Origin of the sequence: Allobosea sp. ASV33 (genome assembly GCF_016428755.1) — a bacterium.
Taxonomy (GTDB): Bacteria; Pseudomonadota; Alphaproteobacteria; order Rhizobiales; family Beijerinckiaceae; genus Allobosea.
In genome coordinates this window covers 1-25472 of sequence record NZ_JAELTI010000016.1, presented here as the reverse complement: position 1 = coordinate 25472, position 25472 = coordinate 1, and the positions used below count along the sequence as shown (strand labels likewise).

The window sequence follows — 25472 nt, the reverse complement described above, 5'->3', positions numbered from 1 at the left end:
TCATCAACCTCTAAAACTTGTCTTTCAGGCAGCTGCGCGCAGGGCGCGCTCGCGCTTGATCACTTCCGACGCCAAGCGCAGATAGGCCTGCGACCCCGAGCAGCGGAGATCGTAAAGCAGCGCCGGCTTACCATAGGACGGCGCCTCCGAAATCCGCACGTTGCGCGGAATCACGGTCTCGTAGACCTTGTCGCCGAGGAAGCTCTTCACATCCGCCATCACCTGCCCGGAAAGGTTGTTGCGCGGATCGAACATCGTCAGCACCACACCCTGGATGATGAGGCGCGGGTTGAGGCCGGCCTTCACCTGCTCGACGGTCTTCAGAAGCTGGCTCAAACCTTCCAATGCGAAGAACTCGCACTGCAAGGGCACCAGCACCGCATCTGCCGCAGTCATCGCATTGATCGTAATCAGACTGAGGGAAGGCGGGCAGTCGATCAGGATATAGGTGAGGTCCTGGCAGCGCTGGTCATAGACGAGCTCGTCGATCGCATTCTTCAGCCGATGCGCACGGTCCTTAGCCGAAGCGATCTCCAGTTCGACACCGAGAAGGTCGAGCGTCGAGGGCGCGAGCGACAGGCCGGGAACCGCGGTGGCTTGAAGGGCCTGCCCCAACCCGACATCGCCGCAGAGCACGTCATAGGTCGAGGATTTGCGGCTGCGGCGATCGACGCCGAGCCCCGTCGAGGCGTTGCCCTGTGGATCGAGATCGACGATCAGGACCTTCTCGCCGATGGCTGCCAGGGCCGTGCCGAGATTGATCGCCGTCGTCGTCTTGCCGACGCCACCCTTCTGGTTGGCGAGCGCGATCACGCGCGGGCGGCGCGGTGTCGTCACGGATGTGAGCTCTGTCATGAATCGGCTCGTCTCTCGGCCGAGCGCACCATCAGGATTCGCGCGGCAGCGTCAGTCACGGAGGAAACCGTTGTCGCTTGAATCTTCCAATATCTGGCTGAGTCGGTCAATTCCGTATCTAGATGTTGTCCCTTGGGAAAGAGTCCAAGCGTGCCGGTTCTCAACAGCTCTTCGCACCAGACGAGCAATTGGGGCAGGGGCGCCAGGGCCCGCGCCGTCACCACATCGACCTTGCCGGTGAAATCGCCGATCACATCTTCGATACGGGCCGTGTGAACCTTGACCGGAGCCCCGGTGACGCGGGCCGCATGGCGCAGAAACGCGCATTTTCGCGCATTGCTCTCGACCAGATCGATCTGGCCTTTGCCCTGTTCCGCCAGGCAGATGCCGATCACGAGTCCCGGAAAACCGCCACCCGAACCGAGATCGAGCCAGCGCTCGCGCCCCTCGGCCAAGCCAAAGATCTGGAGAGAATCGGCGATATGCCGTGTCCAGACATCGGCAAGCGTGGCGGAGGAGACGAGGTTCTTCGCCGCCTGCCAGCGCCCGAGCTCCGCAACCAGAAGCGCCAGCCGCTCCTCTGTTTCACGTGAAACAGGCGTCAAGCTCAAAGCGCGCTGGCGGTCGTTCTTATCAACAGTCACGTCGACCCTGTGGATAATGCGGCCGCCCGGCCTTTCCGGGCGTGGGCCGCCAGCAAGGTCAAAGCCGCCGGTGTCATGCCCTCGATCCGGCCGGCTTGCGCCAGATCGGCCGGGCGCTGTGCCGCCAGCTTAAGCTTCAATTCGTTCGATAGCCCCGAAATCGCGTCGAGGTCGAGATCGGTCGGGACCTTGAGAGACTGGTCGCGGCGATAAGCCTGAATCTCCGCCGCCTGCCGGTCGAGATAGACCGAGTAGACCGCATCCGCCGTCACCCGAGCCACGACGGGCGCGGCATAGTCATTCAGTTGCGGCCAGACCGCCGCTAACTGCTCGAATGTGACGTCCGGATAGGACAGGATCTGGTAGGCGCTGCGGCGAAGTCCGTCATGATTCAGCTGGAGCCCGACTGCCTGGGCCTGCTGCGGCGTGAGCGAGAGGCCTTGGAGCGTCGCCCTCAGGTCGGAAATATCGCGGTCCCGGGTTTCGAAGGCCGCTTGGCGGATTGAGCCGACGATGCCGAGCTGCTGCCCCAGCGGCGTGAGACGCTCATCCGCATTGTCGACGCGCAAAGACAGTCGAAACTCGGCGCGCGAGGTGAACATTCGATACGGTTCCGTAACGCCATGCGTCACGAGGTCGTCGATGAGCACGCCGATATACGATTGCGTTCGGTCGAATACCGCGGCTTCCGATCCGCCCGCCATACGGGCCGCATTCAGGCCGGCCAGCAGGCCCTGCGCGCCCGCCTCTTCGTAACCGGTTGTGCCGTTGATCTGCCCGGCGAGGAAAAGCCCGGAGATCGCGCGCGTCTCCAGGCTGTTCTTGAGGGCGCGCGGATCGACGAAGTCATATTCGATCGCATAGCCCGGTCGCAGCATCGCGGCTCGTTCGAGGCCCGGAATGGTCTTCAGCAGTTCGAGCTGGACGTCCTCGGGTAGGGAGGTCGAAATCCCGTTCGGATAGACCGTATCGTCATCGAGGCCTTCGGGCTCCAGAAAGATCTGGTGGCCATCGCGGTCGCCGAAGCGCCCGACCTTGTCCTCGATCGACGGGCAGTAACGCGGCCCGCGGCCTTCGATCTGGCCGGAGAACATCGGCGCGCGATGCAGATTGGCACGGATGAGATCGTGGCTCGCCAGCGTCGTTCGCGTGATCCTGCAGGAGATTTGCGGATTGGCGATGGCCGATGTGAGTGCAGAGAACGGCTCGGGGGGCTCGTCGCCGGGCTGCATCTCCAGCGCCGCCCAGTCGATGCTGCGCCCATCGAGTCGTGGCGGCGTACCCGTCTTCAGGCGGCCGAGCGGAAAGCCGTAGCGTTCCAGCGTCGCTGAAAGGCCGAGGGAAGGTGCCTCGTCGACGCGCCCGGCGGGAATTCGCTTCTCGCCGATATGGATCAGGCCCCGCAGGAAGGTTCCGGTTGTCAGCACGACCGTTCCGGTGGCGAATCGACGCCCGTCCGCCAGGATCACGCCGACAACGCGGTCGGCTTCGACGTCCAGATCGAAAACCTCGCCGGCGACGATGTCGAGATTGTCTTGTGCCGCCAGCAGGTGCTGCACGGCCTGGCGATAGAGCTTCCGGTCCGCCTGGGCACGGGGACCGCGAACGGCCGGGCCTTTCCGGCGATTGAGCATGCGGAACTGGATACCGCCGAGATCGGCTGCCCGCGCCATGATGCCGTCGAGCGCATCGATCTCACGGACGAGATGTCCCTTGCCAAGCCCGCCAATGGCAGGGTTGCAGGACATCACGCCAATGGTTTCCGGCTTATGCGTGACCAGGGCCGTGCGGGCGCCGTAGCGCGCGGCAGCCGCAGCTGCCTCGGCCCCGGCATGGCCGCCGCCGACGACGATGACGTCGTAATGCTGCCGATGAATTGACATGCAATTTCGCTAACGAAGCCCGGCGGGCCGGTCAACGACAATCGCGGCGAATCCGGGCGCGCGCCGCGCCCACATCACTTGCCGATGCAGAATCCCGCGAAGAGTTGATCGAGCACATCCTCGACATCGATGCGGCCGACAAGGCGCTCGAGCGCCACCACAGCAACACGGATATCTTCGGCGAGCAGTTCCGCCTGCCCGTGTCGTGCCGTAACGGCGCGTTCCAGCGCGGCAATCGCGTCGATCACGGCAACGCGATGTCGCTCTCGCGTCAGGAGGGCGGGTTCGCCTGCCCCCAATTGCTGCAAGCGCTGGGCGACCTCGGCTAGCAGTTCGGCCACGCCCTCGCCGGTCTTCACAGAGATCGCTCGCTCGTCTGCCAGTACCGGACCTGGAAGATCGGCTTTGGTGGCGACTTTGAGCAATCGGCCATCGTTTTCGATTCGATACGGCTCCGAATCGATGCTGCGCAAGCCAAGAACAAGATCTGCCCGGTCGACCAGGGCGCGGGCACGCCGGACGCCCTCGGCTTCGATTGGATCGGAGCTGTCGCGCAGGCCGGCCGTATCGATCAGGATGACCGGAAGTCCGGCGAGGTCCAATCGCACTTCGAGCGAGTCCCGTGTCGTCCCCGCGATAGGCGAGACGATTGCGACGTCGCGCCGGGCCAAGGCATTCAGCAGGCTCGATTTGCCGGCATTGGGCGGCCCCGCCAGAACCACCACGAAGCCTTCGCGAACTCGCTCTCCCATGCTGAAGCCAGCTAGGGCCTGCCGGAGGGAAACCAGGACATCTGCAGCCAGTGCCAGCGCCTGCTGCTGCAGGGGGCCAGTGACGTCGCCCTCATCGGAGAAGTCGAGCTCGGCGGCGAGCAGGCTCATGGCCTTGATCAGGGAGCTGCGCCAGTCCGTCACGAAGCTGCTCAGGGCACCGTCCATTTGCCGCAGAGCCTGCTGGCGTTGCCATTCCGTTTCCGAATCGATCAGATCCGCCAAGCCTTCCACGGCCGCCAGATCGAGCTTGCCGGCTTCGAAAGCACGCCGGGTGAATTCGCCGGCTTCCGCCAGGCGGATATCCGGCAAGGCCGTGAGAGCGGTCAGAAGCCGCGCCAGAACGGCGCGCGAGCCGTGGACATGGAACTCGGCCACATCCTCTCCGGTGAAACTCGCCGGCGCCGCGAAGAAAAGCACGAGCGCCGTGTCGATCGTCTCGCCTTGGGCGTCAGTCAGCCTGCGCAAGGTCGCAACGCGTGGCCGGGGTACGATCCCACAAAATGTTTCGAGAACGAATCGAACGCGCGATCCGGATATTCTGACCACGGCGACGCCCGCTTTGCCGGGTGCCGATGACAGGGCCACAATCGTCGTGAAGGTGTGCGAGTCCATTAATACCGGTCAAATGCGCTGGAGAGCGACGTCATGGACGAGGTGAGGCCCGACATCAAGACCAGCTGCGAGCACCCCAGGAGCTCAAAACCAACGTCGGGACCGTGATCAACGCGGTATGACTCGGTTGGAATTGCCAAGCACTACCATGTCATACCGCTGTCTCAGCTTCGGAAGGAGCGGTTTCGCTGGCCGCATCAACCTCCCACACGGCGAAAACCCAAGAGGGGCAGATCGCGGAAAGCTACGGCCGTGAAGGGTGTTGCGGCGCTCGCAGCCGCTAGGCGGATGCGCTCGGGATTGAGTCAGCAGCCACCGCGGCGTTCAGGAGACGGCCTGGACAGGTATCGCAACCTCAGTCTGGGTCTGACTCGGTCAGACCCGATTTCGGCGACCAGCCCTACCGCTTACCGACTCCCGTTACATGTCTGCAAGCTGGCTCATGCAACTCGCCCGAGGCCTCGCGCGGGAATCGTCACGGATACGAATCGGAAGAGGGCGCCCAGCGCCAGCTTCCACCGCCACCCTTGGTCTGACCCAAAACGATTTCGCCGCCGCACCGGGAATCGGTACGGCGGCGAATCGAAGCGCCAATGAGATCTGACGATCGTCAGGTGTTCATCGAGTCGAAGAATTCCGAGTTCTGCTTGGTCTGGCGCAGCTTGTCGATGAGGAACTCGATCGCGTCCTGCGGACCCATCGGGTTGAGGATGCGGCGCAGCACATAGGTCTTCTGCAGGTCCGAGCGCGGCGTGATGAGCTCTTCCTTGCGGGTGCCCGACTTGAGGATGTCGATGGCCGGGAAAATGCGCTTGTCCGCCACCTTGCGGTCGAGCACGATTTCCGAGTTACCGGTGCCCTTGAACTCTTCGAAGATGACTTCGTCCATGCGCGATCCCGTATCGATCAGCGCGGTCGCGACGATGGTCAGCGAGCCGCCTTCCTCGATATTGCGGGCGGCGCCGAAGAAGCGCTTCGGGCGCTGCAGGGCGTTGGCATCGACACCACCGGTCAAGACCTTCCCGGAGGACGGCACGACCGTGTTGTAGGCGCGGCCGAGGCGGGTGATGGAGTCCAGCAGGATCACGACGTCGCGGCCATGCTCGACCAGGCGCTTGGCCTTCTCGATCACCATCTCGGCGACCTGGACGTGACGCGAGGCCGGCTCATCGAAGGTCGAGGACACCACCTCGCCCTTCACAGAGCGCTGCATGTCCGTGACTTCCTCGGGGCGTTCGTCGATCAGCAAGACGATCAGATAGCACTCGGGATGATTGCTGGTGATCGACTGCGCGATGTTCTGGAGCAGGACCGTCTTACCGGTGCGCGGCGGCGCCACGATCAGCGCGCGCTGGCCCTTGCCGATCGGCGCGACGATATCGATGACCCGCGGCGAGAAATCCTTCTTCGTGGGGTCCTGCACCTCGAGCTTCAGACGCTGATCCGGATAGAGCGGCGTCAGGTTGTCGAAATGGATCTTGTGCTTGATCTTCTCCGGGTCCTCGAAATTGATCGAGTTGACCTTGAGCAGGGCGAAATAGCGCTCGCCATCCTTCGGACCGCGGATCGGACCCTCGACCGTGTCGCCGGTGCGCAGGCCGAACTTCCGGATCTGCGAGGGCGAGACATAGATGTCGTCCGGCCCGGGCAGGTAATTCGAATCGGAGGATCGCAGGAAGCCGAAGCCGTCCTGCAGGACCTCGACCACGCCCTCGCCCAGGATCTCGGTCTCGCGTGCCGCAAGCTGCTTCAGGATGGCGAACATCAGCTCCTGCTTGCGCATGGTGCTGGCGTTCTCGACCTCGACTTCCTCGGCGAAAGCAAGGAGTTCGGTCGGTGACTTGCTCTTGAGCTCTTGAAGCTTGATTTCCCGCATGGGGCACCCGGATCATGAACGCCCTGCGAACCGGCAGGGGTTGGGACGGTACTGGATTGATCGACTTAGTCGGTCCTGGCCGGACCTGCGCTGGGGTTGCGCGACATGAGCTTCTGCGAGGGCAGGCGGCTCACGAACAGTCGACAACAAGGGAGGACGCTGGAGAAGCGCAGCGTCCTGATAGCGGGAATCGGGTTCAGGCTCAAGCGGGAAAGCGCGAGGGCCTCAGAACGGCTTCACGACGACGAGGATGACGATAACGACCATCATCACCGCCGGCACCTCGTTGAGGATGCGGAAATAGCGCGGCGACTTCACGTTGCGATCTTCCGCGAAGTTGCGGACATGCTTCACCAGCACGCCGTGGATGCCGGACAGCAGGAAGACGAACAGCAGCTTGGCGTGCAGCCAGCCGCCCTTGAAGCCGAATCCATACCAGGCGAGATAGAGGCCGAGCACCCAGGTCAGCGCCATCGCCGGGTTGATGATGCCTCTGAGCAGCCGGCGCTCCATGATCTTGAAGGTCTCGGACTGGATCGAACCGGTCTGCGCCTCCGCGTGATAGACCATCAGGCGCGGCAGATAGAGCATGCCGGCCATCCAGGAGATGACCGCCATGACATGGAAAGCCTTGATCCACTCGTACATTGCCTGAGCCCTCAGCCCCGTACCCGTTTCAGCAAGCGCTCGACATGCGCGATCGGCGTGTCCGGCAGGATGCCGTGGCCGAGATTGAAGATGAAGGGCCGGCCTCCGAAAGCCGTCAGGATGGCATCGGCCTCCCGCTCCAGCGCGTCGCCGCCGGCACGCAGCACCAGCGGATCGAGATGACCCTGCACGGGCACCTTGGACTGGATCGCATGCCGGGCAAAGTCACGATCGATATCGGTTTCGAGCCCGACCGCATCGACGCCCGTGCCCGCGATATACTCAGGGATCAGCCGCCCGGCCCCGCGCGGAAAGCCGATGATCCGCGCCCGCGGATGCACCGCGCGCACGCCCTCGACGATCCGCCGCGTCGGCAGGATGCACCAGCGCCTGAAATCCTCCGGCCCGAGCGAACCCGCCCAGCTGTCGAAGATCTGCACGGCATCGACGCCGGCGGCGATCTGCGCATTCAGATAGGCGATCGATGAATCGACCAGCCGATCGATGATCGCCTGGAACAGCGCGGGATCGCGAGCAAACAGCTCCTTGGCCGGTGCCTGGTCTGGCGTGCCGCGGCCGGCGACCATATAGGTCGCCACGGTCCAGGGCGCGCCACAGAAGCCGATGAACCCGGTCCCGGAGGGCAGGGCAGCGCGAACCCGGCGCACCGTCTCCAGGATCGGATCGAGCCGGCTCTGGTCCGCCTCGCGATCGATCTCCGCCAGGCGGGCCGCATCGGCCACCGGCTCCAGCCGCGGACCCTCGCCTTCGGCAAACCAGAGCTTCTGGCCCAGCGCCTGCGGCGCGACCAGGATATCTGAGAACAGGATCGCAGCATCGAAGCCGAAGCGCCGGATCGGCTGGAGGGTCACCTCGGCGGCCCATTCGGGATTGTAGCAGAGCGCCAGGAAGCTGCCGGCCTTGGCTCTGAGCTCGCGATATTCGGGGAGATAACGCCCGGCCTGTCGCATCAGCCAGATTGGAGGCGTCGGAAGGGCTTCGCCGCCAAGCACACGGATCAGGGCAGGGGTCTCGGTTCTCGTCATGCCTGACGGGCCATCCATCCCGCTCTCTCATCAATTAAGATTCCTAGAGAGAATCTTTTGTTTTGACTCTTGGAGGCAGGGAGATAGCCCGCCGCAATTCCGTCCACAACCAGTCCACAGCCACTGGGACAGCGAGTCGCGGGTCCGGAGGAGCCTTGCCCGGCTGTTAAGGCTTTATTAACGAATTGGAATCGGCGGTCACCCGGCCGGCTTCCGAAATGATTCACGTGAAACACTTTCTTTACCATTCACAGCCGGCGGCCTGTTGATGGTCCGGGCGGGTTATACAGAGCCGCCGCCCGCCGTCCGTTTTCTGACCAGTTGTCCACATCGCTCCCCATGCCCCGGGATAATGCGCATTCCCGAACCATCCGGCGGTTCGGCCTCGTGGAGCCCGAAAAGCCGAGCCGGCATCAATTCGCCTCGAGGCGATTCCGGTCCGGCTCAAAGCGCGCTAGAGGAAGAGGACGCTTCTGGCCGGGGGATGCCGTGGTCCGCAATTATTTCCATCTGCATCTGGTCTCGGATGCGACCGGCGAGACGCTGATAGCGGTCAGCCGGGCCGCGGCCGCGCAATATGAAAGCGTCTCGGCGATCGAGCATGTCTATCCGCTGGTTCGCTCGGAGGCGCAGCTCGCCCGCGTCCTCGCCGAGATCGAGGCTTCGCCCGGCGTCGTGCTCTACACGCTGGTCGAGCCGGAATGGCAGGAGAAGCTCGAAAGCTTCTGTCGCGAGCTCGGCTGCCCCTGCCTCTCGGTCCTGCAGCCCGTGCTGTCGCTGTTCCAGTCCTATCTCGGCCAGGCCCAGACCACGAAGCCCGGCGCGCAGCACGTGCTCAACACCGAATATTTCCGCCGCATCGACGCGATGAACTACACGCTGCTGCATGATGACGGGCAGATGGGCGGCGATCTCGACAATGCCGACGTCATCCTGGTCGGCATCAGCCGGACCTCGAAGACGCCGACGAGCATCTATCTCGCCAATCGCGGCATCAAGACCGCCAACATCCCGCTGGTGCCGAACATTCCGCTGCCGCCGGAACTGGAAAGCGCCAAGAAGCCGTTGATTGTCGGCCTCATCGCGAGTGCCGACCGCATCGTCCAGATCCGCCAGAACCGGTTGCTGTCGCTGCGTGCAGACGATGACACCTCCTATGTTGATCCGACCGCGGTCGCCGACGAGGTCACGCAATCGCGCCGTCTCTGCGCCCGCAAGGGCTGGCCGGTGATCGATGTGACCCGTCGTTCGATCGAGGAGACGGCCGCCTCGATCGTCGATCTGCTACGCGACCACCGCATGAAGTTCATCGCGACATGAGCCCCTTATCCGGCCTCTGGCTTGACCCACAGCCGCTGATCCTTGCCTCCGGCAGCGCGACCCGGCGCGACATGCTCCTGTCCGCGGGCGTTCCCGTCGAGGTCGTGAAGCCGGAGATCGACGAACGCGCGGTCGAGAAGCCGCTGGTCGATCGCGGCGTTCCCGCCGATCAGGTCGCGGCCGCACTGGCCTGTGCCAAGGCGCTCGCCGTCTCCCACGATCATCCGGGCCGTGTCGTCCTCGCGGCCGATCAGACCCTGACCTGTGGTGGCGCCGCTTTTCACAAACCCGCCGATCTCGCCGCAGCGGAACGGCAGATCGCATCGCTGGCCGGCCGGACCCATGAGCTCCATTCCGCCTTCGTCATCGCCCGCGACGGTGCACCACTGGCTGAGGGGCTAGAGGCCGCGCGCCTGACCATGCGCCCGCTCCAGGCCGATTTCATCGCGCGCTATCTCGCGGTCGCCGGTTCGGCTGCCCTGACCAGCGTCGGCGGCTATCAACTGGAAGGGCCGGGGGCTCAGCTTTTCGACAAGGCCGAGGGCGACCATTTCACCATTCTCGGCTTGCCGCTGCTCGCAGTGCTCGCCGCGTTGCGCGATCTCGATTGCCTCGCCCGCTAACGGATTCCCTTATGGCGCCTCGCTGCTTCGTCATCGGACATCCCATCGCGCATTCGCGCTCGCCGCTGATCCATGGCGAATGGCTGCGCGAACATCGGCTTCCCGGCGCCTATGAGCGGATCGATGTCGCCCCAGCCGATCTTCCGGCTTTCATCGCCCGTTTGCGTGCCGGCGAATTCGCCGGCGGCAATGTCACGGTGCCGCACAAGGAAGCGGTCATGGCCTTGGTCGACGAGGTCAGCGCTGCCGGCCGCGCGGTCGGCGCGGTCAATACGCTTTGGCGTGAGAACGACCGGATCATCGCGGATAACAGCGACGTGCCGGGCTTCCTCGCTCATCTCGATGCCAGCGTGCCGGGCTGGCAGGGCAAGGTCGACACGGCCCTCGTCCTGGGCGCCGGCGGCGCAGCCCGCGGCATCTGCTACGGCCTGAAGGCGAGAGGCGTTGCCCGCATCCTCGTGGTCAACCGCAGCCCGGAACGGGCGACCGAACTCGTCGCCTCACTTGGCCATCCATTGGAAGCAGGGGATTGGGCGAGGCGGGGCGATCTCGTCGGAGTGGCCGATCTCATCGTCAACACGACGGCGCTCGGCATGCACGCCAAGCCGCCACTGGACATCGATCTCACCGCTCTGCGACCAGGCACCATCGTCGATGACATCGTCTATGTGCCCTTGAAGACGGCACTGCTGGCGGAGGCCGAACAGCGCGGCGGTGTCCCCGTCGACGGGCTCGGCATGCTCCTGCACCAGGCGGTGCCCGGCTTCGCCCGCTGGTTCGGCGTGACGCCGCAGGTGACGCCGGCGCTTCGCGCGCTCATCGAAGCCGATATCCTGAAGTCCTGATTCGCCGGAGCCGCCATGACTTTCGTGCTGGGCCTGACGGGCTCGATCGGAATGGGGAAGTCGACGACCGCGCAGCTCTTCGTGCAGCGCGGCGTGCCGCTTCATGATGCCGACGCGGCCGTGCATCGCCTGCATCGCGGCCGGGCGGCAGCACCGATCGAAGCCGCATTCCCCGGCACGGTGATCGATGGCGCGGTCGATCGCGTAAAGCTGGGCGCCGCCGTACTCGGCAAGCCTGAAGCGCTGCGCCGGCTCGAAGCGATCATCCATCCGCTGGTGCGCGAGGAGGAGGAGGCCTTCCTCGCCCGCTGCCGGAAGAAAGGAGCCGAGCTTGCCATCATCGATGTGCCGCTCCTGCTCGAAACCGGGGGCGAGGCGCGCTGCGATGCCGTCCTGGTCGTGACGGCACCGGCCGAAGTCCAGCGGGAGCGCGTTCTCGCTCGTCCCGGCATGACCGCCGAAAAGCTGGACGCCATCCTGTCGCGGCAGATGCCGGATGCGGAGAAGCGTCGCCGCGCCCATTTCCTTGTGGACACCTCGCGCGGCCTCGTGGCCGCCGAGCGGCAGGTCGGCTCTATCCTGATGGCGCTCGCCGGCCGTCCCGGGCGCGGTGCGCAAGCGAGGTCCTGAAGCGATGCGCGAGATCGTTCTCGATACCGAAACCACCGGCGTCGAAGCCAATAACGGCGACCGCATCGTCGAGATCGGTTGTGTCGAACTGCTCAACCATTGCCCGAGCGGCCGCACCTTCCACGTCTATATCAATCCCGAGCGCTCGATGCCGATCGAGGCGTTCAACGTCCACGGTCTCTCGGAAGAATTCCTCTCGGACAAGCCGGTCTTCGCCGCGATCGCCGACGAATTCGCGGACTTCATCGCCGGCGCGAAGCTGGTGATCCATAACGCGGCCTTCGACGTCGGCTTCATCAACATGGAGTTCAAGCGTCTCGGCCTGCCGCCGATCGAGCAGGGTTTCGTGGTCGATACGCTGTCGATGGCGCGCCGCAAGCATCCCGGCGCCTCGAACAGCCTCGATGCGCTCTGCTCGCGCTATGGCATCGACAACAGCCGCCGCACCAAGCACGGCGCGCTCCTCGACTCCGAGATCCTGGCCGAGGTCTATATCGAGCTGATCGGCGGCAAGCAGGCCTCGCTCGGCCTGGGTGTCGACGCGGCGGCAGGCCGCCCCGGCCTTGCGATGGCGACGGTGGAGAAGCCGCAGCGCCAGCGTCCCTTGGCACCGCGCCTCAGCGAGGAGGCGCGGAAGGCGCACGAGGCCTTCATTCTCCGCTCGCTCAAGGCGCCGCTCTGGAAGGGCTATCTCGGCATCACCGACGACGCGGCGCAGTAGGCCTGGCGTCATTCTCGGGCGGAGCGAAGCGCAGACCCGAGAATCTCATGCCGGAAAGGGCGCCCTTCTGTCTTGAGATGCTCGGGTCAAGTCCGAGCATGACGGCGTTCGATTGGCCCGGAGCCTATCGCGCCCGGCGGCGCGACAGCATGTTGAGCGCCTCGATCAGGGCCGCGAAGGCCATCGCGGCGTAGATATAGCCCTTCGGCACATGGACGCCGAAGCCTTCCGCGATCAGCGTGCCGCCGATCATCAGCAGGAAGCCCAGCGCCAGCATCACGATCGTCGGGTTCTTGTCGATGAAGCGCGCCAGCGGATCGGCGGCGAGCAGCATCGTCAGCACCGCGACGATGACGGCGATGACCATGACCGGGACATGTTCGGTCATGCCGACGGCGGTGATGATCGAATCAATCGAGAACACGAGGTCGAGGATCAGGATCTGGAAGATCGCCGCGCCGAAGCCCAGGGTCGCGGCGCGCGTGCCGCCCTCGGCGAGCACCGATTCCGGATCGGGATCGACCTTGTGATGGATCTCCTTCGTCGCCTTCCAGACCAGGAAGAGGCCGCCGGCGATCAGGATCAGGTCGCGCCAGGAGAAGGCCTGGCCGAACAGCGTGAAGATCGGCGCGGTGAGCTTGACGATGAAGGCGACGGTGCCGAGCAGGCCGAGGCGCATCACCAGCGCCAGGCCAATTCCGATCTTGCGGCCCTTCGAGCGCTGATGCTCGGGCAGCTTGTTGGTCAGGATCGAGATGAAGATCAGATTGTCGATGCCGAGCACGACCTCCATGGCGATCAGTGCCCCGAGCGCGGCCCAAACGGCGGGATCGGCGGCAAGCGTCATCAGGTGGTCCATCGGGTCTCCATCGGATACGGAAAAGGCGGGCGTCCCTGCTGGGGCGTCCGCCGATGCGCCCATCAGATGGAGAGGGTGATCGTGCTCTGCAAGGACAACAATCATCGGCAATAAACGAAAAAAGGGCCCGTGAGGGCCCTTTCGTGGAATTCTGCCGAGCGGGTCGACCGATCAGTTGGTCGCGGCGCCCTGCTGGCCCTGAAGCTCCTGCAGGCGCTGCTGGAACAGTGCGGCGAAGTCGATCGGCGGAACGTAGAAGGGCGGGAAGCCGCCGTTCTGCACGGCCTCGGCGATGATCTGCCGGGCGAAGGGGAAGAGCAGGCGGGCGCAGTCGATCACCAGCACCGGATGAACATGTTCCTGCGGGATGTTCTGCAGGCGGAACACGCCGGCATAGCTTAGATCGAAGGCGAAGAGCGTCTCACCCTTGATCTCGGCCTTGCCCTCGAGGCGCAGCACGGTCTCGTAATCGTCGTCGCCGAGCGCGGTCGAGCCGACATTGACCTGCAGCGACATCTGCGGACCCTGCTGGGCTTCCTGCTGGGCGAGCGAGCGCGGCGCCTTCGGGTTCTCGAAGGAGAAATCCTTCGTGTACTGGATCAGGGCGTTCAGGCTCGGAGCCTGTTCTGCATCGGCGCCGTTGCCGTTGGGAAGTTCGTTGGCCATCGGTCCCATCTTGTTCTGGCAGGCTGTCTCGGGAAATCCCGTGCCTTCGCCGGCATGCGGGACTGCGCTCCATGCTATGGAGCGGCGCGCGCGTCGGCTATCATGGACGCCGTGCCGGCACAAGAAGTCGCCTTCACAAGCGGGGGGGTGGATGTTACGAGCCAGTCTCACCATATGATTGGTGAACGCCCGGCGCAGCGATGCGCCAGGGCCAAGCCAATAACGGGGAGCCGCGGGTCAGCTTTCGATGCAAAATTCCTTCGACATGCAGACTCTGGTCTTCCTGGTCCTCGCTGTCTTCGTAGCCTGGAAGCTTCGCTCCGTGCTCGGCCAGAAGACCGGGCATGAACAGCCCAAGGATCCTTTCGCGCGCCGCGAGACCCCGCCGATACGGCCGGACCAGCCGCAGAACGCGGAAAAGCGCGACAACGTCATCCGCCTGCCCGGCGCCGCCAACGATCCCGTCGCGTCGGAGCCGCCGGCAGCCGAGCGCTGGAAGGACCTGGCTGCCCCGGATTCGCCTGTGAGTGCCGGCATCGAGGCGGTGATCCGCCAGGAGCCCAGCTTCGATCCGCATGAATTCATCGGCGGCGCCAAGGCCGCCTATGAGGCAATCGTCACAGCCTTCGCGCGCGGCGACCGCAAGATGCTGAAGGGCCTCCTTGCCAAGGAGGTCTATGACGGCTTCGAGCAGGCGATCACCGAGCGGGAGAAGCGCGGCGAAAAGGCGGAATCCAATTTCGTCTCGATCGACAAGGCCGACCTCGCCGCCGTCGACGTCAAGGGCAAGACCGCGCAGATCACGATCGGCTTCGTCTCGCAGCTCATCAGCGTCACCCGCGACGCTCAAGGCGCAGTCGTCGACGGCAGCGCCGAGCAGGTCTCGGAGGTCAACGACATCTGGACCTTCTCGCGCCAGCTCGGCAGCCGCGATCCCAACTGGCTGCTCGTCGCCACCGAATCCGCCGCGTGAAGCGCGGCGGCGCCGGTGTCGCACTGGCGTTCTCCGTTGCCCTGGGCCTTGCATCCGTGACCGCCATGGCCTCGCCGCCCCCGCTGCCCCAAGGAGCCCGCGCCGAGGCGCTGTCGCCAGCCGAGCTTCCCGGCTGGGTGCAGGACGACCACGCAAAGGCTTTCTCCATCTTCGCCAGGGGCTGCATGGCGGATCCACCGCTGCGCCAGGGCGTACCGGTGCCTGAGCGCCTTCTCGCCGTCTGCGAGAAGGCCAAGGCGCTGGCGACCACGGGACCCTTTGGCAGCGAGCAGGCACGAACCTTCTTCGAGCAGAACTTCTCCTTCTGGCGTATCCGGCCGGAAGGCGGCGAGACCGGCTTCACCACCGGCTATTTCGAGCCGGAGTTCGAGGGTTCGCTGACCCGCTCCGACGCCTTCCCGACGCCGCTCTACGACCGGCCGAAGGATCTGGTGACGCGCTTCTCCGAGGATGACTGGCCCGGCCTCGACAAAACGCTGTCGGCCGCGCGCCGCACCGGCAGGGGTTTCGAGCCCTTCCCGGACCGGACCGCGATCGAGACCGGCGCGCTCGACGGCCAGGGGCTCGAAATCCTCTGGCTGCGCGATCCCGTCGATCGTTTCGTGCTGCAGGTGCAGGGCTCGGGCCGTGTCCGCCTGCCGGACGGCTCGGTGACGCGACTGACCTATTCAGGCCGCAACGGCCATCCCTATACCTCGCTCGGCCGCGTTCTCAGCCAGCGCGAGGCCATTCCGCCCGAGCAGATGACCATGGACCGGCTGATCGCCCGGCTGAAGGCCGATGCCGGCTTCGCGCGCGACCTGATCCGTCTGAACAGATCCTTCGTCTTCTTCGCCCGCCGCGACGACCTGCCGGCTGAAAGCGGCCCGATCGGCGGCGCCGGCCTGCCGCTGACACCCCTGCGCAGCATCGCGGTCGATCGCACGGCCTGGCCCTATGGCCTGCCTGTCTGGATCGATACGACGATCCCCGACGGCATCGGCGGCGATGAGCATCTGGCGCGCCTGATGATCGCGCAGGATACCGGCTCCGCCATTCTCGGCCCGGCCCGCATGGATATCTTCGTCGGCTCCGGCGCCGCGGCCGGCCATCGCGCCGGGCTGATCCGCCACCCCGTCGCCTTCACCGTGCTCTGGCCGCGCTGAGATGCGCTCCCGCCGCGGAAAGACGCTGACGGAGGCCGATATCGCGCTCTGGCGCCAGGTCGCGCGCTCGGTGAAGCCGCTGCCAGGCCGCGCGCCGATCGAGCCTGAGCCGGTGCCTGAACAGGCAGCTCCGACGTCAATCGAAACCGCCACACGCGCCATCGCGGTAGCTGCGCCGGCGAAGATGACGCCACCCCCGGCCCCGCCGCTGGCGCCGATCGAGCGCCGTTTGCGCACGCAATTGCGCCGCGGCCAGCAGAGCGTCGACGCCTCCATCGACCTGCACGGCATGCGGCAGGACGAGGCGCATCTGGCGCTCCATGCCTTCCTGCGCCGCGAGCAGCGCCGCGGCTGCCGCATCGCCCTGGTGGTGACCGGCAAGGGGGCGCCGGCGCCGGCCTTGTTCGGCGACGAGCGCGGCGTGCTGCGCCGGATGGTGCCGCACTGGCTGCGCCTCCCTGAATTGCGAACGCTGGTCCTCGGCTTCGAGGAGGCCGAGCAGCGCCATGGCGGCTCCGGCGCGCTCTATGTCCGCCTGCGCCGCTTGCGGGAGCACGGGCCGTGACGCCGTTCGGCCAGCGTGTCCGGGCCTTGCGCGAAGCGCGCGGCATGAGCCTGGCGCAGATGGCGGAGGGCCTTGGCGTCTCGCCGGCCTATCTCTCGGCGCTGGAGCACGGCAAGCGCGGCCGGCCGACCTTCACCCTGATCCAGGGCGCGATCCATCTCCTCGGCGTGATCTGGGACGAGGCCGACGAGCTCGTCCGCCTCGCCGATCTCTCGCATCCCCGCGTCGTCATCGACACCGCCGGGCTGGAACCGGAAGCGACGCTCCTCGCCAACCGGCTGTCGCGCGAGATCGGCCTGATGGAGGTCGAGGACCTGCGCCGCCTCGCCACCATCCTCGACGAGGCCGCCACCCGCCGCGGCCCGCCCTGACCTGCGATGCTTGACCGCACGGCAGGCGGATGCGACAGGGCCAGCACCTTCCCCATCGGCCGACGGGCCGCGCCTTCCGGACAGAGCAAGCAAGAGCCATGACCCAGACCCGCACGGACGTCCTCGCCCTCGGCAATGCCATCGTCGACGTGCTGGCTTCGGCCGAGGAGGATTTCCTCATCGCCCAGAAGCTGACCAAGGGCGCGATGATGCTGATCGACGAGCCGCGCGCCGAATCGCTCTACGCCGCCATGGGTCCGGCCCGGATCATCTCCGGCGGCTCGGCCGCCAACACCATCGCCGGCCTCGCCTCCTTCGGCGGCAAGGGCGCCTTCATCGGCAAGGTCAAGGGCGACGAGCTCGGCAAGCTCTATCGCCATGACCTGACCTCGCTCGGCGTCGCCTTCGGGACGGCCGATGCGACGGAAGGCCCGGCCACCGCCCGCTCCTTCATCATCGTCACGCCCGATGGCGAGCGCACGATGAACACCTATCTCGGTGCCTGCCAGGGTCTCTCCGTCGCCGATGTCGACGCCAAGGCCGTCGAGGCCGCCGACATCGTCTATCTCGAAGGCTATCTCTGGGATCCGCCGGCGGCGAAGGAGGCCTTCCGCAAGGCCTCCGAGATCGCGCACAAGGCCGGTGGCCGCGTCGCCATCACTCTGTCGGATTCCTTCTGCGTCGACCGCTATCGCGACGAGTTCATCGGCCTGATCCGCAACCGCATGGTCGATCTCGTCTTCGCCAACGAGCATGAGCTCAAGAGCCTCTACGAGACCTCGGATTTCGACACCGCCCTGTCCTGGTTGCGCTCGGAGAACATCCTCGCCGTCGTTACCCGCTCCGAGAAGGGCGCGCTGGCGGTGACGCCGGATGGCATCGTCGAGGAGCCTGTCTTCCCGGTCGAGCGCGTGGTCGATGCGACCGGCGCGGGCGATCTCTTCGCGGCCGGCTTCCTCTACGGCCTGACTTCGAATCGCGAGACCCGCGACTGCCTGCGCCTCGGCGCGTTGGCCGCGGCCGAGATCATCTCGCATATCGGCGCCCGCCCCGATGTCAGCCTGAAGACGCTGGCCGGCAACGAAGGGCTGCTCTGAGAGCGCCACGGCTTGTCATTCCGGGGCGGCCCTCTGGGCCGAACCCGGAACCCACGACCGGGCGATGCCCGAATTACAATTCCTGCCGCGCCGCGGAACGCTCCGTCTCACCCGGTCGTGGCTTCCGGGTTCTTCGCTCTGCGAAGCCTCGGAATGATAGGGCCAGAGTCTCTCTCAATACAGCGTCGCCTTGACCCGGCCCGGCAGCGCCTCGTCATAGGCCTTGCCGTCGAAGGTCGCGACCTCCGCGTTGCGCGCCGTGATGTCGCGCAGCATTGTCCCGGGCGAGGGCAGGTTGCGCCGGTCGACCTGCCGCTCCGGGTTCCAGAGCTCCGCCCGCACCACCGCGCGCGAGCATTGGAAGTAGACGGCCTCGACATGGACGACCATGACGCTCGCCGGAAGCTTCCCGGCCATCTCGAACTGCGAACACAACTCTGAATCGCAGGAAAGCTCCGCACGTCCGTTCACGCGCAGGGTCTCGCCGCAACCGGGGATCAGGAAGAGCATTCCGATTCGATCGTCGAACAGGATATTCTTCAATGAATCCAGACGGTTATTGCCTTTTCGGTCGGGAATCAGGAGCGTTTTCGCGTCCCGGACCGTGACGAAGCCCGGCAAATCCCCACGCGGTGAACAATCCAGCCCCTCCGGACCGACCGTCGCGAGCACAAAAAACGGCGAGGCCGCGATCAGCGCTGCATAGTTCGCATCGACGTGGTCGATCTCCTTGAAGGTCGAAGCCGGCGCGACCGGATTGGGATAGGCGCGGGCAAGGTCGTCGAGCGAGGCAATGCGGTGGTCGGACATGCCGGTCTCCATGGATCGGCATATGTCTAGACCATTGTGTGCGGTGCGTCACCATCCCGCGATCAGCGAGTTGGCGTCGACAAGCCCGCTGCGATGGCAGCGGCAAGACCGGCTGGGTTGTCCCAGGGGATCGAATGCCCGGCCTGCGGTACGATGACGACCGCGACCCCGGCTTCCGGGAGGCCCGATGCGTCTTCATAAGGCAATGACCGCTCCCCGATGATCAGCGTGCGCGGCACGGCAAGAGACATGAGGATGCTCCGCCATGTCGGGTCGCTGCCCTCGACAAGGGAACGCGCCGTTCGCTGCACAGCATAGGCGGCGCTGCGGGCGAGCGAGGCTGCCCAGATATCGTTGCCCTCCGCCTGGGCGTCGCGAACGATCGCGTCCTGGCCATTGGCGCGATACTCTGGCTCAGGGATCGCCGCGATCCCCCGGCTGAACTGGCCTCCGCCCGGATCCAGATTGGGCTCACCGACGACGAGCCTGCCCAGGCGCTGTCCCAGCATCGCGGCAGCGGCAATCGCAACGGCGCCGCCCATGCTGTGCCCGAAGAGGTCGACCTGCGGCAGTTCCAGCGCCTCGACCAGCGCGACGATGCAGCGGGCATGGTCATCTATCGTATAGCCGAAGGACTCGGGCCGGTCGCTGAAGCCCGAGCCCAGCAGATCGGCCAGCAGCATGCGTCGGCCACGCAAGGCCGGATCCGCCGCGACGGTCGGATAATCGCAGGACGAAGCGCAGCCGAGGCCGTGGATCATGACCAAAGCCGGGCCTTCGCCCGGCAGGTCATGGTAGCGCAGCGAACCGCCAGCATCTGGAACGGTGAAGGATTTCATTGGCAAGCACTCCGACGTTTGCGGAAGACTACCAAAGCCAACGTCCAGACATGGCGGGACGAATGGCCGACGCGAACGAAAAACGCCCCGCATCATCCGATGCGGGGCGTCCTGTCTCACGCAAGCTGGCTTGCGGCGATTACTCGGCCGCGCCCTGCTTCTCGCGGGTCTTCTCGGCCTCGCGCTGGGCCTTGAGCTTCTCGGTCAGGTCCTCGCCGGTGGCCTGGTCGACGACCTTCATCGAGAGGCGGATCTTGCCGCGCTCGTCCTGGCCGAGGAACTTGACCTTGACCTTGTCGCCTTCCTTGACGACGTCCGAGACCTTCTGGACGCGCTGGGGAGCGAGCTCGGAGATGTGGACGAGGCCGTCCTTGGCGCCGAAGAAGTTCACGAAGGCACCGAACTCCATGATCTTGACGACTGTGCCGTCATAGATCACGCCGACTTCGGCCTCCGAGACGATCGACTTGATCCACTTGATCGCGGCCTCGATCGACTTGCCGTCGGCCGAGGCGATCTTGATGGTGCCGTCGTCCTCGATGTTGACCTTGGCGCCGGTCTTCTCGACGATCTCGCGGATGACCTTGCCGCCGGAGCCGATGACTTCGCGGATCTTGTCGACCGGGATCTTCATCGTCTCGATGCGCGGCGCGAACTCGCCGAGCTGGCTGCGCGAGGCCGAGAGGGCCTTCGACATCTCGCCGAGGATGTGCTCGCGACCGCCCTTGGCCTGCTCGAGGGCGACCTTCATGATCTCCTCGGTGATGCCGGCGATCTTGATGTCCATCTGCAGCGAGGTGATGCCTGCGCCGGTACCGGCGACCTTGAAGTCCATGTCGCCGAGATGATCCTCGTCACCGAGGATGTCCGAGAGCACGGCGAAGCGCTCGCCCTCGAGGATGAGGCCCATGGCGATGCCCGCGACCGGCGCCTTCAGCGGCACGCCGGCATCCATCAGCGCCAGCGAGGTGCCGCAGACGGTAGCCATCGAGGAGGAGCCGTTCGACTCGGTGATCTCCGAGACGACGCGCAGCGTGTAGGGGAACTCGCCCTTGCCCGGCAGCATCGGGTGGATGGCGCGCCAGGCGAGCTTGCCGTGGCCGATTTCGCGGCGGCCGGGCGAACCCATGCGGCCGGTCTCGCCGACGGAGTAGGGGGGGAAATTGTAATGCAGCAGGAAGGTTTCCTTGTAGGTGCCTTCCAGCGAGTCGATGAACTGCTCGTCGTCGCCGGTGCCGAGCGTGGTCACGACCAGCGCCTGGGTCTCGCCGCGGGTGAACAGGGCCGAGCCGTGGGTGCGCGGCAGGACGCCCGCTTCCGCGACGATCGGGCGCACGGTCTTGCCGTCGCGGCCGTCGATGCGGATGCCGTCGTCGAGGATGTTCCAGCGCACGATCTTGGCCTGGGCCTCCTTGAACTGCGCGCCGACCTTGTCCTTCGGGAAGGTGGCGACGCCGTCCGGCGTGTCGGAGACGAGAGCGGCGACGACCTTGGCCTTCACGGCGTCGACGGCCTTGTAGCGCTCGGCCTTGGCGGTGATCTTGTAGGCGGCGCGGAGTTCCGCCTCGCCGACCTTCATGATCGCGTCGAGGACGGCGGAGTCGTTCGGCGGGTTGAAGTCGCGCGGCTCCTTGGCGGCCTTCTCGGCCAGGCGGATGATGGCGTCGATCACCGGCTGGAAGTGCTTGTGGCCGAACATCACGGCGCCGAGCATGACCTCCTCGGTCAGCTCCTTGGCCTCGGATTCGACCATCATCACGGCGTCCTGGGTGCCGGCGACGACGAGGTCGAGAGCCGATTCCTTCATCTCTTCGATGGTCGGGTTCAGCTTGTAGGCGCCGTCGATATAACCGACGCGGGCGCCGCCGATCGGGCCCATGAAGGGCACGCCGGAAAGGGTGAGCGCCGCCGAGGTCGCGACCATCGCGAGGATGTCGGGATCGTTCTCGAGGTCATGCTGGAGAACGGTGACGACGACCTGGGTGTCGTTCTTGTAGCCTTCGACGAAGAGCGGGCGGATCGGGCGGTCGATCAGGCGGGAGACCAGCGTCTCCTTCTCGCTCGGACGGCCTTCGCGCTTGAAATAGCCGCCGGGGATGCGGCCGGCCGCGAAGGTCTTTTCCTGGTAGTTCACGGTCAGCGGGAAGAAGTCGAAGCCCGGCTTCGGCTCCTTCGCGGAGACGACGGTCGCGAGCAGGACGGTCTCGCCATAGGTGGCCATCACGGCGCCGTCGGCCTGGCGGGCGACCTTGCCGGTCTCGAGGACGAGCTTGCGGCCGCCCCAGATCAGTTCTTCGGTTTGGATGTCGAACATGTGTTTCGTCTTTCGGTCGGGTTCGACCCGTCCGGTGCCTTCAGGCCCATGGGCAAGACGGCGGAACGCTCGGGTATGAGAGGGAATGCGCCCGAGCGCTCGGCGATCCTGCCATGGACGTCTTGGGCGTCCGGCGGGTCACGCGGGAAGGCCGCCCCATGCGGCTGCCGCGAGAGTCAGGCAGGCACCCCATGGCAGCCTTGCCCGAAAAGGAGCCGCCCGGAGCAGGTCGCACCGGGCGGAAACCGTCAGCTTTCGATCAGCGGCGGATGCCGAGCCGTTCGATCAGCGTCTTGTAGCGAGCCTGGTCCTTGCCCTTGAGATAGTCGAGCAGGGAACGGCGCTGGGAAACCAGCTTGAGCAGGCCGCGGCGCGAATGGTTGTCCTTCGCATGCGACTTGAAGTGGCCGGTCAGGTTGGTGATGCGCTCGGTCAGGATCGCGACCTGAACTTCCGGCGAGCCGGTGTCGTTTGGCTTGGTGGCGTATTCCTGGAGCAGCGCGGTCTTGCGCTCGGCGGTGATCGACATCGGGAGATCCTCGTGTTCGGGTTGATCTGGCGGGCCAGGCCGGGATGTCGTCCAGCAAGGTCCGAAGTCCGCGATCCCCTCATCGCGGAAGGGTCGCGCCGCCGGCAGGTTAAGCCGGTTGCCCGGGCATATACACGAAATCGGGGGAAACGCCAGCGTTCAGGAGTCGGGACTAGGCGGAGGTCTCGCCGCGATCGTAGCGCTGCTGTGCGGCTTCGACCTCGCCGATATGCGCCTCCGCCCAGAGGGTGAGCTGGTTCACCGTCTGCGCCAGCGTCCGCCCGAGCTCGGTCAGCGAGTATTCGACGGTGACCGGCACCGTCGGAAAAACCTCTCGCCGCACCAGCCCGTCGCGCTCCAGGCTCTTCAGCGTCTGCGACAGCATCTTCTGGGAGATGTTCTCGATCCGCCGCCGCAATGCGTTGAAGCGCAAGGTGCCGCCGTCGAGCGCGATCAGGATCAGCACCGCCCAGGTATCGCCGATGCGGTCGAGCACGCGCCGCGTCGGGCAAAGCGCCTGGAAAGGATCGGGGCGTTTCAGCATGGCGGTTTCCCGGAGGTGACCATGTCGCGTGAAAGTGCCTTCTTTACGGGGCCACGCAGCAGGATCACATAGGTTCCATTGGAATGCAGGTATCCGTTGGATACCACAACAAGGAGCCCCTGTCATGAACGTCGCCAAGAAGGTCGCTTTGATCGGCGCCAGCGGATTCATCGGTTCGCGCCTGCTGGCCGAACTCTCCGCCCGCGGCCATGCCGTCACCGCCATCACCCGCAATCCCGAGAAGGTCGCAGCCCTGCCCGGCGTCACCGCCGTCAAGGGCGACGTCTTCGACAAGGATGCCCTCGCCGGGCTCATCGCCGGCCATGATGCGGTGATCAGCGCGGTGCATTTCACGGCGAGCGATCCGCAGGTCCTGCTCGCGGCCGTGAAGCAGTCCGGCGTGAAGCGCTACCTCGTCGTCGGTGGCGCCGGCAGCCTCGAAGTCGCGCCGGGCGTGAAGCTCTTCGACACGCCGCAATTCCCGGCCGCCTATCTCGACGAAGCCAGGAAGGGCGGCGTCTTTCTCGATCTGCTGAAGCTGGAGCAGGGTCTCGACTGGACCTTCCTGTCGCCGTCCGCCTTGATCCAGCCGGGCGAGCGCACCGGCAAGTTCCGCCTCGGCACGGACCAACTTCTTGTCGACGACAAGGGCAACAGCGCGATCTCGGCCGAGGATTACGCGATCGCCTTGGTGGACGAGCTGGAGAAGCCGGCCCATGGCCGCCGCCGCTTCACCGTCGGCTATTGATCTCATGTCCGGAGTTGGCTGAATTTCGACGGCCCACGCCGTCATCCCGGGGTAAGCCCGGGATGACGGGGCGGTTCCGACGGAATTGGGCAACCCCCGGTATATAAAACGAAGGGCCGCGCCTCCTTCCGGAAGCGCAACCCCCGGTATATAAAACGAAGGGCCGCGCCTCCTTCCGGAAGCGCGGCCCTTCGTTACGGAGCGGCTCGCGATCGTGCTTACGCCTTGCGGAAGCGCTTCTCGCCGATGCTGAGCGTCCCGCGCTTCAGCTTGCCGAGGGCGACCCAACCGGTCTCGCCCTCGAAATAGAGCTTCGAGCGATCGACCGCATAGCGGCCGACATGCTTGGCACCGGCCGCGGGCTTGGCCTTGTGGAACTGTCCATCGGGCCTGAGATCGATCAGGATCGACCCGTCCTCGGTCTTCCACTGGCCGATCGCGGCCTGTTCGAAGGGGCCGAGGGTGTCGGCGGTGTCGAAATCGATCTCGAGCGGACGGACGGAACGGCTGGCCGGCGCGAAGCCGGAAGCGAACTGGCCGAGAGCCTGAAGAACCTGGCTGAACTGCATGGTTTTCGTCTCCCTGTCGTGGTGACGGCTGAAACCGCTTGTCGCAGACATCCCCGTCGGGACCTGTCAGCAAGCGGTGCGGCATCGATCGACTCCAGTGAGTCGGCCGAGAAACGTCGCGATATGAATGTGCAAGGGCGGCGTCGTGATGGAGCAAAGCTCCGGCGCCTGTCACGGAGATAGGCCGCTAGCGGGCTTCCGCAAGATGTGATCCGCGAAAAATCGCGCGGAAGCACCAACGGCGCTAGGTCCACCGCGTCATCGCGGACGGAGCGCAGCGGAGATCCGGGATCCATCGGAGAGCGCGTCGTCTTACGATGGATCCCGGGTCAAGCCCGGGATGACGGCGGTGGTTCGCAGTGAAATCGGCGAGCCCAGGCTGACGCCGGAAACGCCAGCGGCGCCCTTTCGGGCGCCGCGCGTGTCTTGATCGAGGACGGTTCGGAGGCTGGGCCTCAGAACTCCTCCCATCCGGAATCGCTGGCCCGGCCGTTGCCGCCATTGGCGACCTTGCGCGGGGCGGGCATGGCCTTGGACTGGACGAAGGCGGCCTCGGCGAGCTGGCGCAGGCGCGCCGGTTCGCCGGCGGGAGCCGCCCGCATCGGCGCCTTCACCGCGCGCGGGGCCGTCGCGACCGGCTGGGCGTAAGTCTGGCCGGCAGGCTCGCGTCGGGTCTTGAAGGCCGCGACCAGCGCGTTGAGCTGCTCGATCCGGCCCGACAGCGAGTTCGCCGAGGCCGCGCTCTGCTCGGACAAGGCCGCGTTCTGCTGGGTCATCTCGTCGAGATGCGCGACGGCCTGGCTCATCTCGTCGATGCCGTTGGCCTGCTCGCCCGACGCCGCCGAGATGTCGGCGATGGTCGCCGCGACCTTCTGCGAGGCCGCGAGGATGCGGGCGAGCTGGTCGCCGGCCTGCCGCACCAGCTTCACGCCGTCGCCGACCTCGA

Annotated in this window: 27 protein-coding genes; 11 read left to right on the top strand and 16 right to left on the bottom strand. The window is 65.7% G+C overall.

Translation table 11 applies throughout. From position 1 onward, the window contains the following. Positions 1-24: 24 nt before the first annotated feature. From JHD80_RS07400 to hemE, 7 genes are all read right to left on the bottom strand, one after another. Positions 25-855 (bottom strand): ParA family protein, encoded by an 831-nt coding sequence (locus tag JHD80_RS07400; protein WP_199085732.1) that lies wholly within the window; start codon positions 853-855, stop codon positions 25-27. Then, positions 852-1499 (bottom strand): 16S rRNA (guanine(527)-N(7))-methyltransferase RsmG, encoded by a 648-nt coding sequence (rsmG, locus tag JHD80_RS07395; protein ID WP_199085731.1) that lies wholly within the window; start codon positions 1497-1499, stop codon positions 852-854. The genes JHD80_RS07400 and rsmG overlap by 4 nt, the downstream gene beginning before the upstream one ends. Beyond that, complete coding sequence (gene mnmG, locus JHD80_RS07390; RefSeq protein ID WP_199085730.1) at positions 1496-3382, bottom strand: tRNA uridine-5-carboxymethylaminomethyl(34) synthesis enzyme MnmG; 1887 nt, start codon at positions 3380-3382, stop codon at positions 1496-1498. The genes rsmG and mnmG overlap by 4 nt, the downstream gene beginning before the upstream one ends. 74 nt (positions 3383-3456) lie before the next feature. Then, complete coding sequence (gene mnmE, locus JHD80_RS07385; RefSeq protein ID WP_199085729.1) at positions 3457-4767, bottom strand: tRNA uridine-5-carboxymethylaminomethyl(34) synthesis GTPase MnmE; 1311 nt, start codon at positions 4765-4767, stop codon at positions 3457-3459. Positions 4768-5377: 610 nt separating this feature from the next. Next, the gene (rho, locus tag JHD80_RS07380; RefSeq protein ID WP_199085728.1) at positions 5378-6643 is read right to left on the bottom strand and encodes a transcription termination factor Rho; all 1266 of its coding nucleotides are present in this window, start codon (positions 6641-6643) and stop codon (positions 5378-5380) included. Between the two features lie 225 nt (positions 6644-6868). Further along, complete coding sequence (gene hemJ, locus JHD80_RS07375; protein ID WP_199085727.1) at positions 6869-7291, bottom strand: protoporphyrinogen oxidase HemJ; 423 nt, start codon at positions 7289-7291, stop codon at positions 6869-6871. Between the two features lie 11 nt (positions 7292-7302). Beyond that, on the bottom strand, positions 7303-8337 hold the full coding sequence (gene hemE, locus JHD80_RS07370) for a uroporphyrinogen decarboxylase (protein ID WP_199085726.1): 1035 nt from the start codon (positions 8335-8337) through the stop codon (positions 7303-7305). A 489-nt stretch (positions 8338-8826) separates the two neighbouring features. Between hemE and JHD80_RS07365 the strand changes: the two genes are divergently transcribed. Genes JHD80_RS07365 through dnaQ form a run of 5 tightly spaced genes read left to right on the top strand, consistent with a single transcriptional unit; the run spans position 8827 to position 12476 of the window. Next, positions 8827-9657 carry a pyruvate, phosphate dikinase/phosphoenolpyruvate synthase regulator gene (locus tag JHD80_RS07365; RefSeq protein WP_199085725.1) on the top strand — a complete coding sequence of 277 codons (831 nt, stop codon included), beginning with the start codon at positions 8827-8829 and terminating at the stop codon, positions 9655-9657. Beyond that, positions 9654-10280 (top strand): Maf family protein, encoded by a 627-nt coding sequence (locus JHD80_RS07360; RefSeq protein ID WP_199085724.1) that lies wholly within the window; start codon positions 9654-9656, stop codon positions 10278-10280. The genes JHD80_RS07365 and JHD80_RS07360 overlap by 4 nt, the downstream gene beginning before the upstream one ends. 11 nt (positions 10281-10291) lie before the next feature. Further along, complete coding sequence (locus tag JHD80_RS07355) at positions 10292-11125, top strand: shikimate dehydrogenase (RefSeq protein ID WP_199085723.1); 834 nt, start codon at positions 10292-10294, stop codon at positions 11123-11125. A gap of 15 nt (positions 11126-11140) precedes the next feature. Next, positions 11141-11755: a dephospho-CoA kinase gene (gene coaE, locus JHD80_RS07350; protein ID WP_199085722.1), complete on the top strand. Its 615-nt coding sequence runs from the start codon at positions 11141-11143 to the stop codon at positions 11753-11755. Between the two features lie 4 nt (positions 11756-11759). After that, a complete protein-coding gene (dnaQ, locus tag JHD80_RS07345; protein ID WP_199085721.1) occupies positions 11760-12476 on the top strand; it encodes a DNA polymerase III subunit epsilon in 717 nt (238 codons plus the stop codon). A 124-nt stretch (positions 12477-12600) separates the two neighbouring features. On the opposite strand, the gene JHD80_RS07340 is transcribed toward dnaQ, so the two are convergent. Together JHD80_RS07340 and secB are read right to left on the bottom strand one after the other, a co-directional pair. Next, entirely contained in the window at positions 12601-13335 is a 735-nt protein-coding gene (locus JHD80_RS07340; protein WP_199085720.1) for a TerC family protein, read from the bottom strand. A 171-nt stretch (positions 13336-13506) separates the two neighbouring features. After that, a complete protein-coding gene (gene secB / locus JHD80_RS07335) occupies positions 13507-14001 on the bottom strand; it encodes a protein-export chaperone SecB (protein ID WP_199085719.1) in 495 nt (164 codons plus the stop codon). Positions 14002-14248: 247 nt separating this feature from the next. Between secB and JHD80_RS07330 the strand changes: the two genes are divergently transcribed. From JHD80_RS07330 to JHD80_RS07310, 5 genes are all read left to right on the top strand, one after another. Beyond that, positions 14249-14974, top strand: a complete 726-nt coding sequence (locus JHD80_RS07330; RefSeq protein WP_199085718.1) for a Tim44/TimA family putative adaptor protein — start codon at positions 14249-14251, stop codon at positions 14972-14974. Between the two features lie 65 nt (positions 14975-15039). Next, the gene (mltA, locus tag JHD80_RS07325; protein WP_199085717.1) at positions 15040-16140 is read left to right on the top strand and encodes a murein transglycosylase A; all 1101 of its coding nucleotides are present in this window, start codon (positions 15040-15042) and stop codon (positions 16138-16140) included. Position 16141: 1 nt separating this feature from the next. Then, positions 16142-16705: a Smr/MutS family protein gene (locus JHD80_RS07320; protein WP_199085716.1), complete on the top strand. Its 564-nt coding sequence runs from the start codon at positions 16142-16144 to the stop codon at positions 16703-16705. Further along, the gene (locus JHD80_RS07315; RefSeq protein WP_199085715.1) at positions 16702-17076 is read left to right on the top strand and encodes a helix-turn-helix domain-containing protein; all 375 of its coding nucleotides are present in this window, start codon (positions 16702-16704) and stop codon (positions 17074-17076) included. The genes JHD80_RS07320 and JHD80_RS07315 overlap by 4 nt, the downstream gene beginning before the upstream one ends. Positions 17077-17174: 98 nt before the next feature. Continuing rightward, a complete protein-coding gene (locus tag JHD80_RS07310) occupies positions 17175-18173 on the top strand; it encodes an adenosine kinase (protein ID WP_199085714.1) in 999 nt (332 codons plus the stop codon). Between the two features lie 174 nt (positions 18174-18347). Here JHD80_RS07310 and JHD80_RS07305 read toward each other — a convergent pair whose 3' ends face one another. The 5 genes from JHD80_RS07305 to JHD80_RS07285 all read right to left on the bottom strand — a co-directional run bounded on the left by JHD80_RS07305 (position 18348) and on the right by JHD80_RS07285 (position 23209). Beyond that, positions 18348-18983 carry a pyridoxamine 5'-phosphate oxidase family protein gene (locus JHD80_RS07305; protein WP_199085713.1) on the bottom strand — a complete coding sequence of 212 codons (636 nt, stop codon included), beginning with the start codon at positions 18981-18983 and terminating at the stop codon, positions 18348-18350. A gap of 62 nt (positions 18984-19045) precedes the next feature. Beyond that, positions 19046-19918 (bottom strand): alpha/beta fold hydrolase, encoded by an 873-nt coding sequence (locus tag JHD80_RS07300; RefSeq protein ID WP_199085712.1) that lies wholly within the window; start codon positions 19916-19918, stop codon positions 19046-19048. Positions 19919-19961: 43 nt separating this feature from the next. Further along, positions 19962-22136: a polyribonucleotide nucleotidyltransferase gene (gene pnp, locus JHD80_RS07295; protein ID WP_199085711.1), complete on the bottom strand. Its 2175-nt coding sequence runs from the start codon at positions 22134-22136 to the stop codon at positions 19962-19964. A gap of 259 nt (positions 22137-22395) precedes the next feature. After that, positions 22396-22665, bottom strand: a complete 270-nt coding sequence (rpsO, locus tag JHD80_RS07290) for a 30S ribosomal protein S15 (protein WP_047579443.1) — start codon at positions 22663-22665, stop codon at positions 22396-22398. 172 nt (positions 22666-22837) lie between these two features. Further along, the gene (locus JHD80_RS07285) at positions 22838-23209 is read right to left on the bottom strand and encodes a winged helix-turn-helix transcriptional regulator (protein ID WP_465246501.1); all 372 of its coding nucleotides are present in this window, start codon (positions 23207-23209) and stop codon (positions 22838-22840) included. Positions 23210-23333: 124 nt separating this feature from the next. On the opposite strand from JHD80_RS07285, the gene JHD80_RS07280 reads away from it, so the two are divergent. Next, positions 23334-23957 carry an NAD(P)-dependent oxidoreductase gene (locus JHD80_RS07280; protein ID WP_199085710.1) on the top strand — a complete coding sequence of 208 codons (624 nt, stop codon included), beginning with the start codon at positions 23334-23336 and terminating at the stop codon, positions 23955-23957. Positions 23958-24175: 218 nt separating this feature from the next. Here the strand turns inward: JHD80_RS07280 and JHD80_RS07275 are convergent, their stop codons facing one another. Both JHD80_RS07275 and JHD80_RS07270 read right to left on the bottom strand, forming a co-directional pair. Beyond that, complete coding sequence (locus JHD80_RS07275) at positions 24176-24526, bottom strand: Atu4866 domain-containing protein (RefSeq protein WP_199085709.1); 351 nt, start codon at positions 24524-24526, stop codon at positions 24176-24178. A 455-nt stretch (positions 24527-24981) separates the two neighbouring features. Continuing rightward, positions 24982-25472, bottom strand: a 491-nt coding sequence (locus JHD80_RS07270) for a methyl-accepting chemotaxis protein (protein WP_248311430.1), incomplete at its 5' end; no start/stop codon positions are given.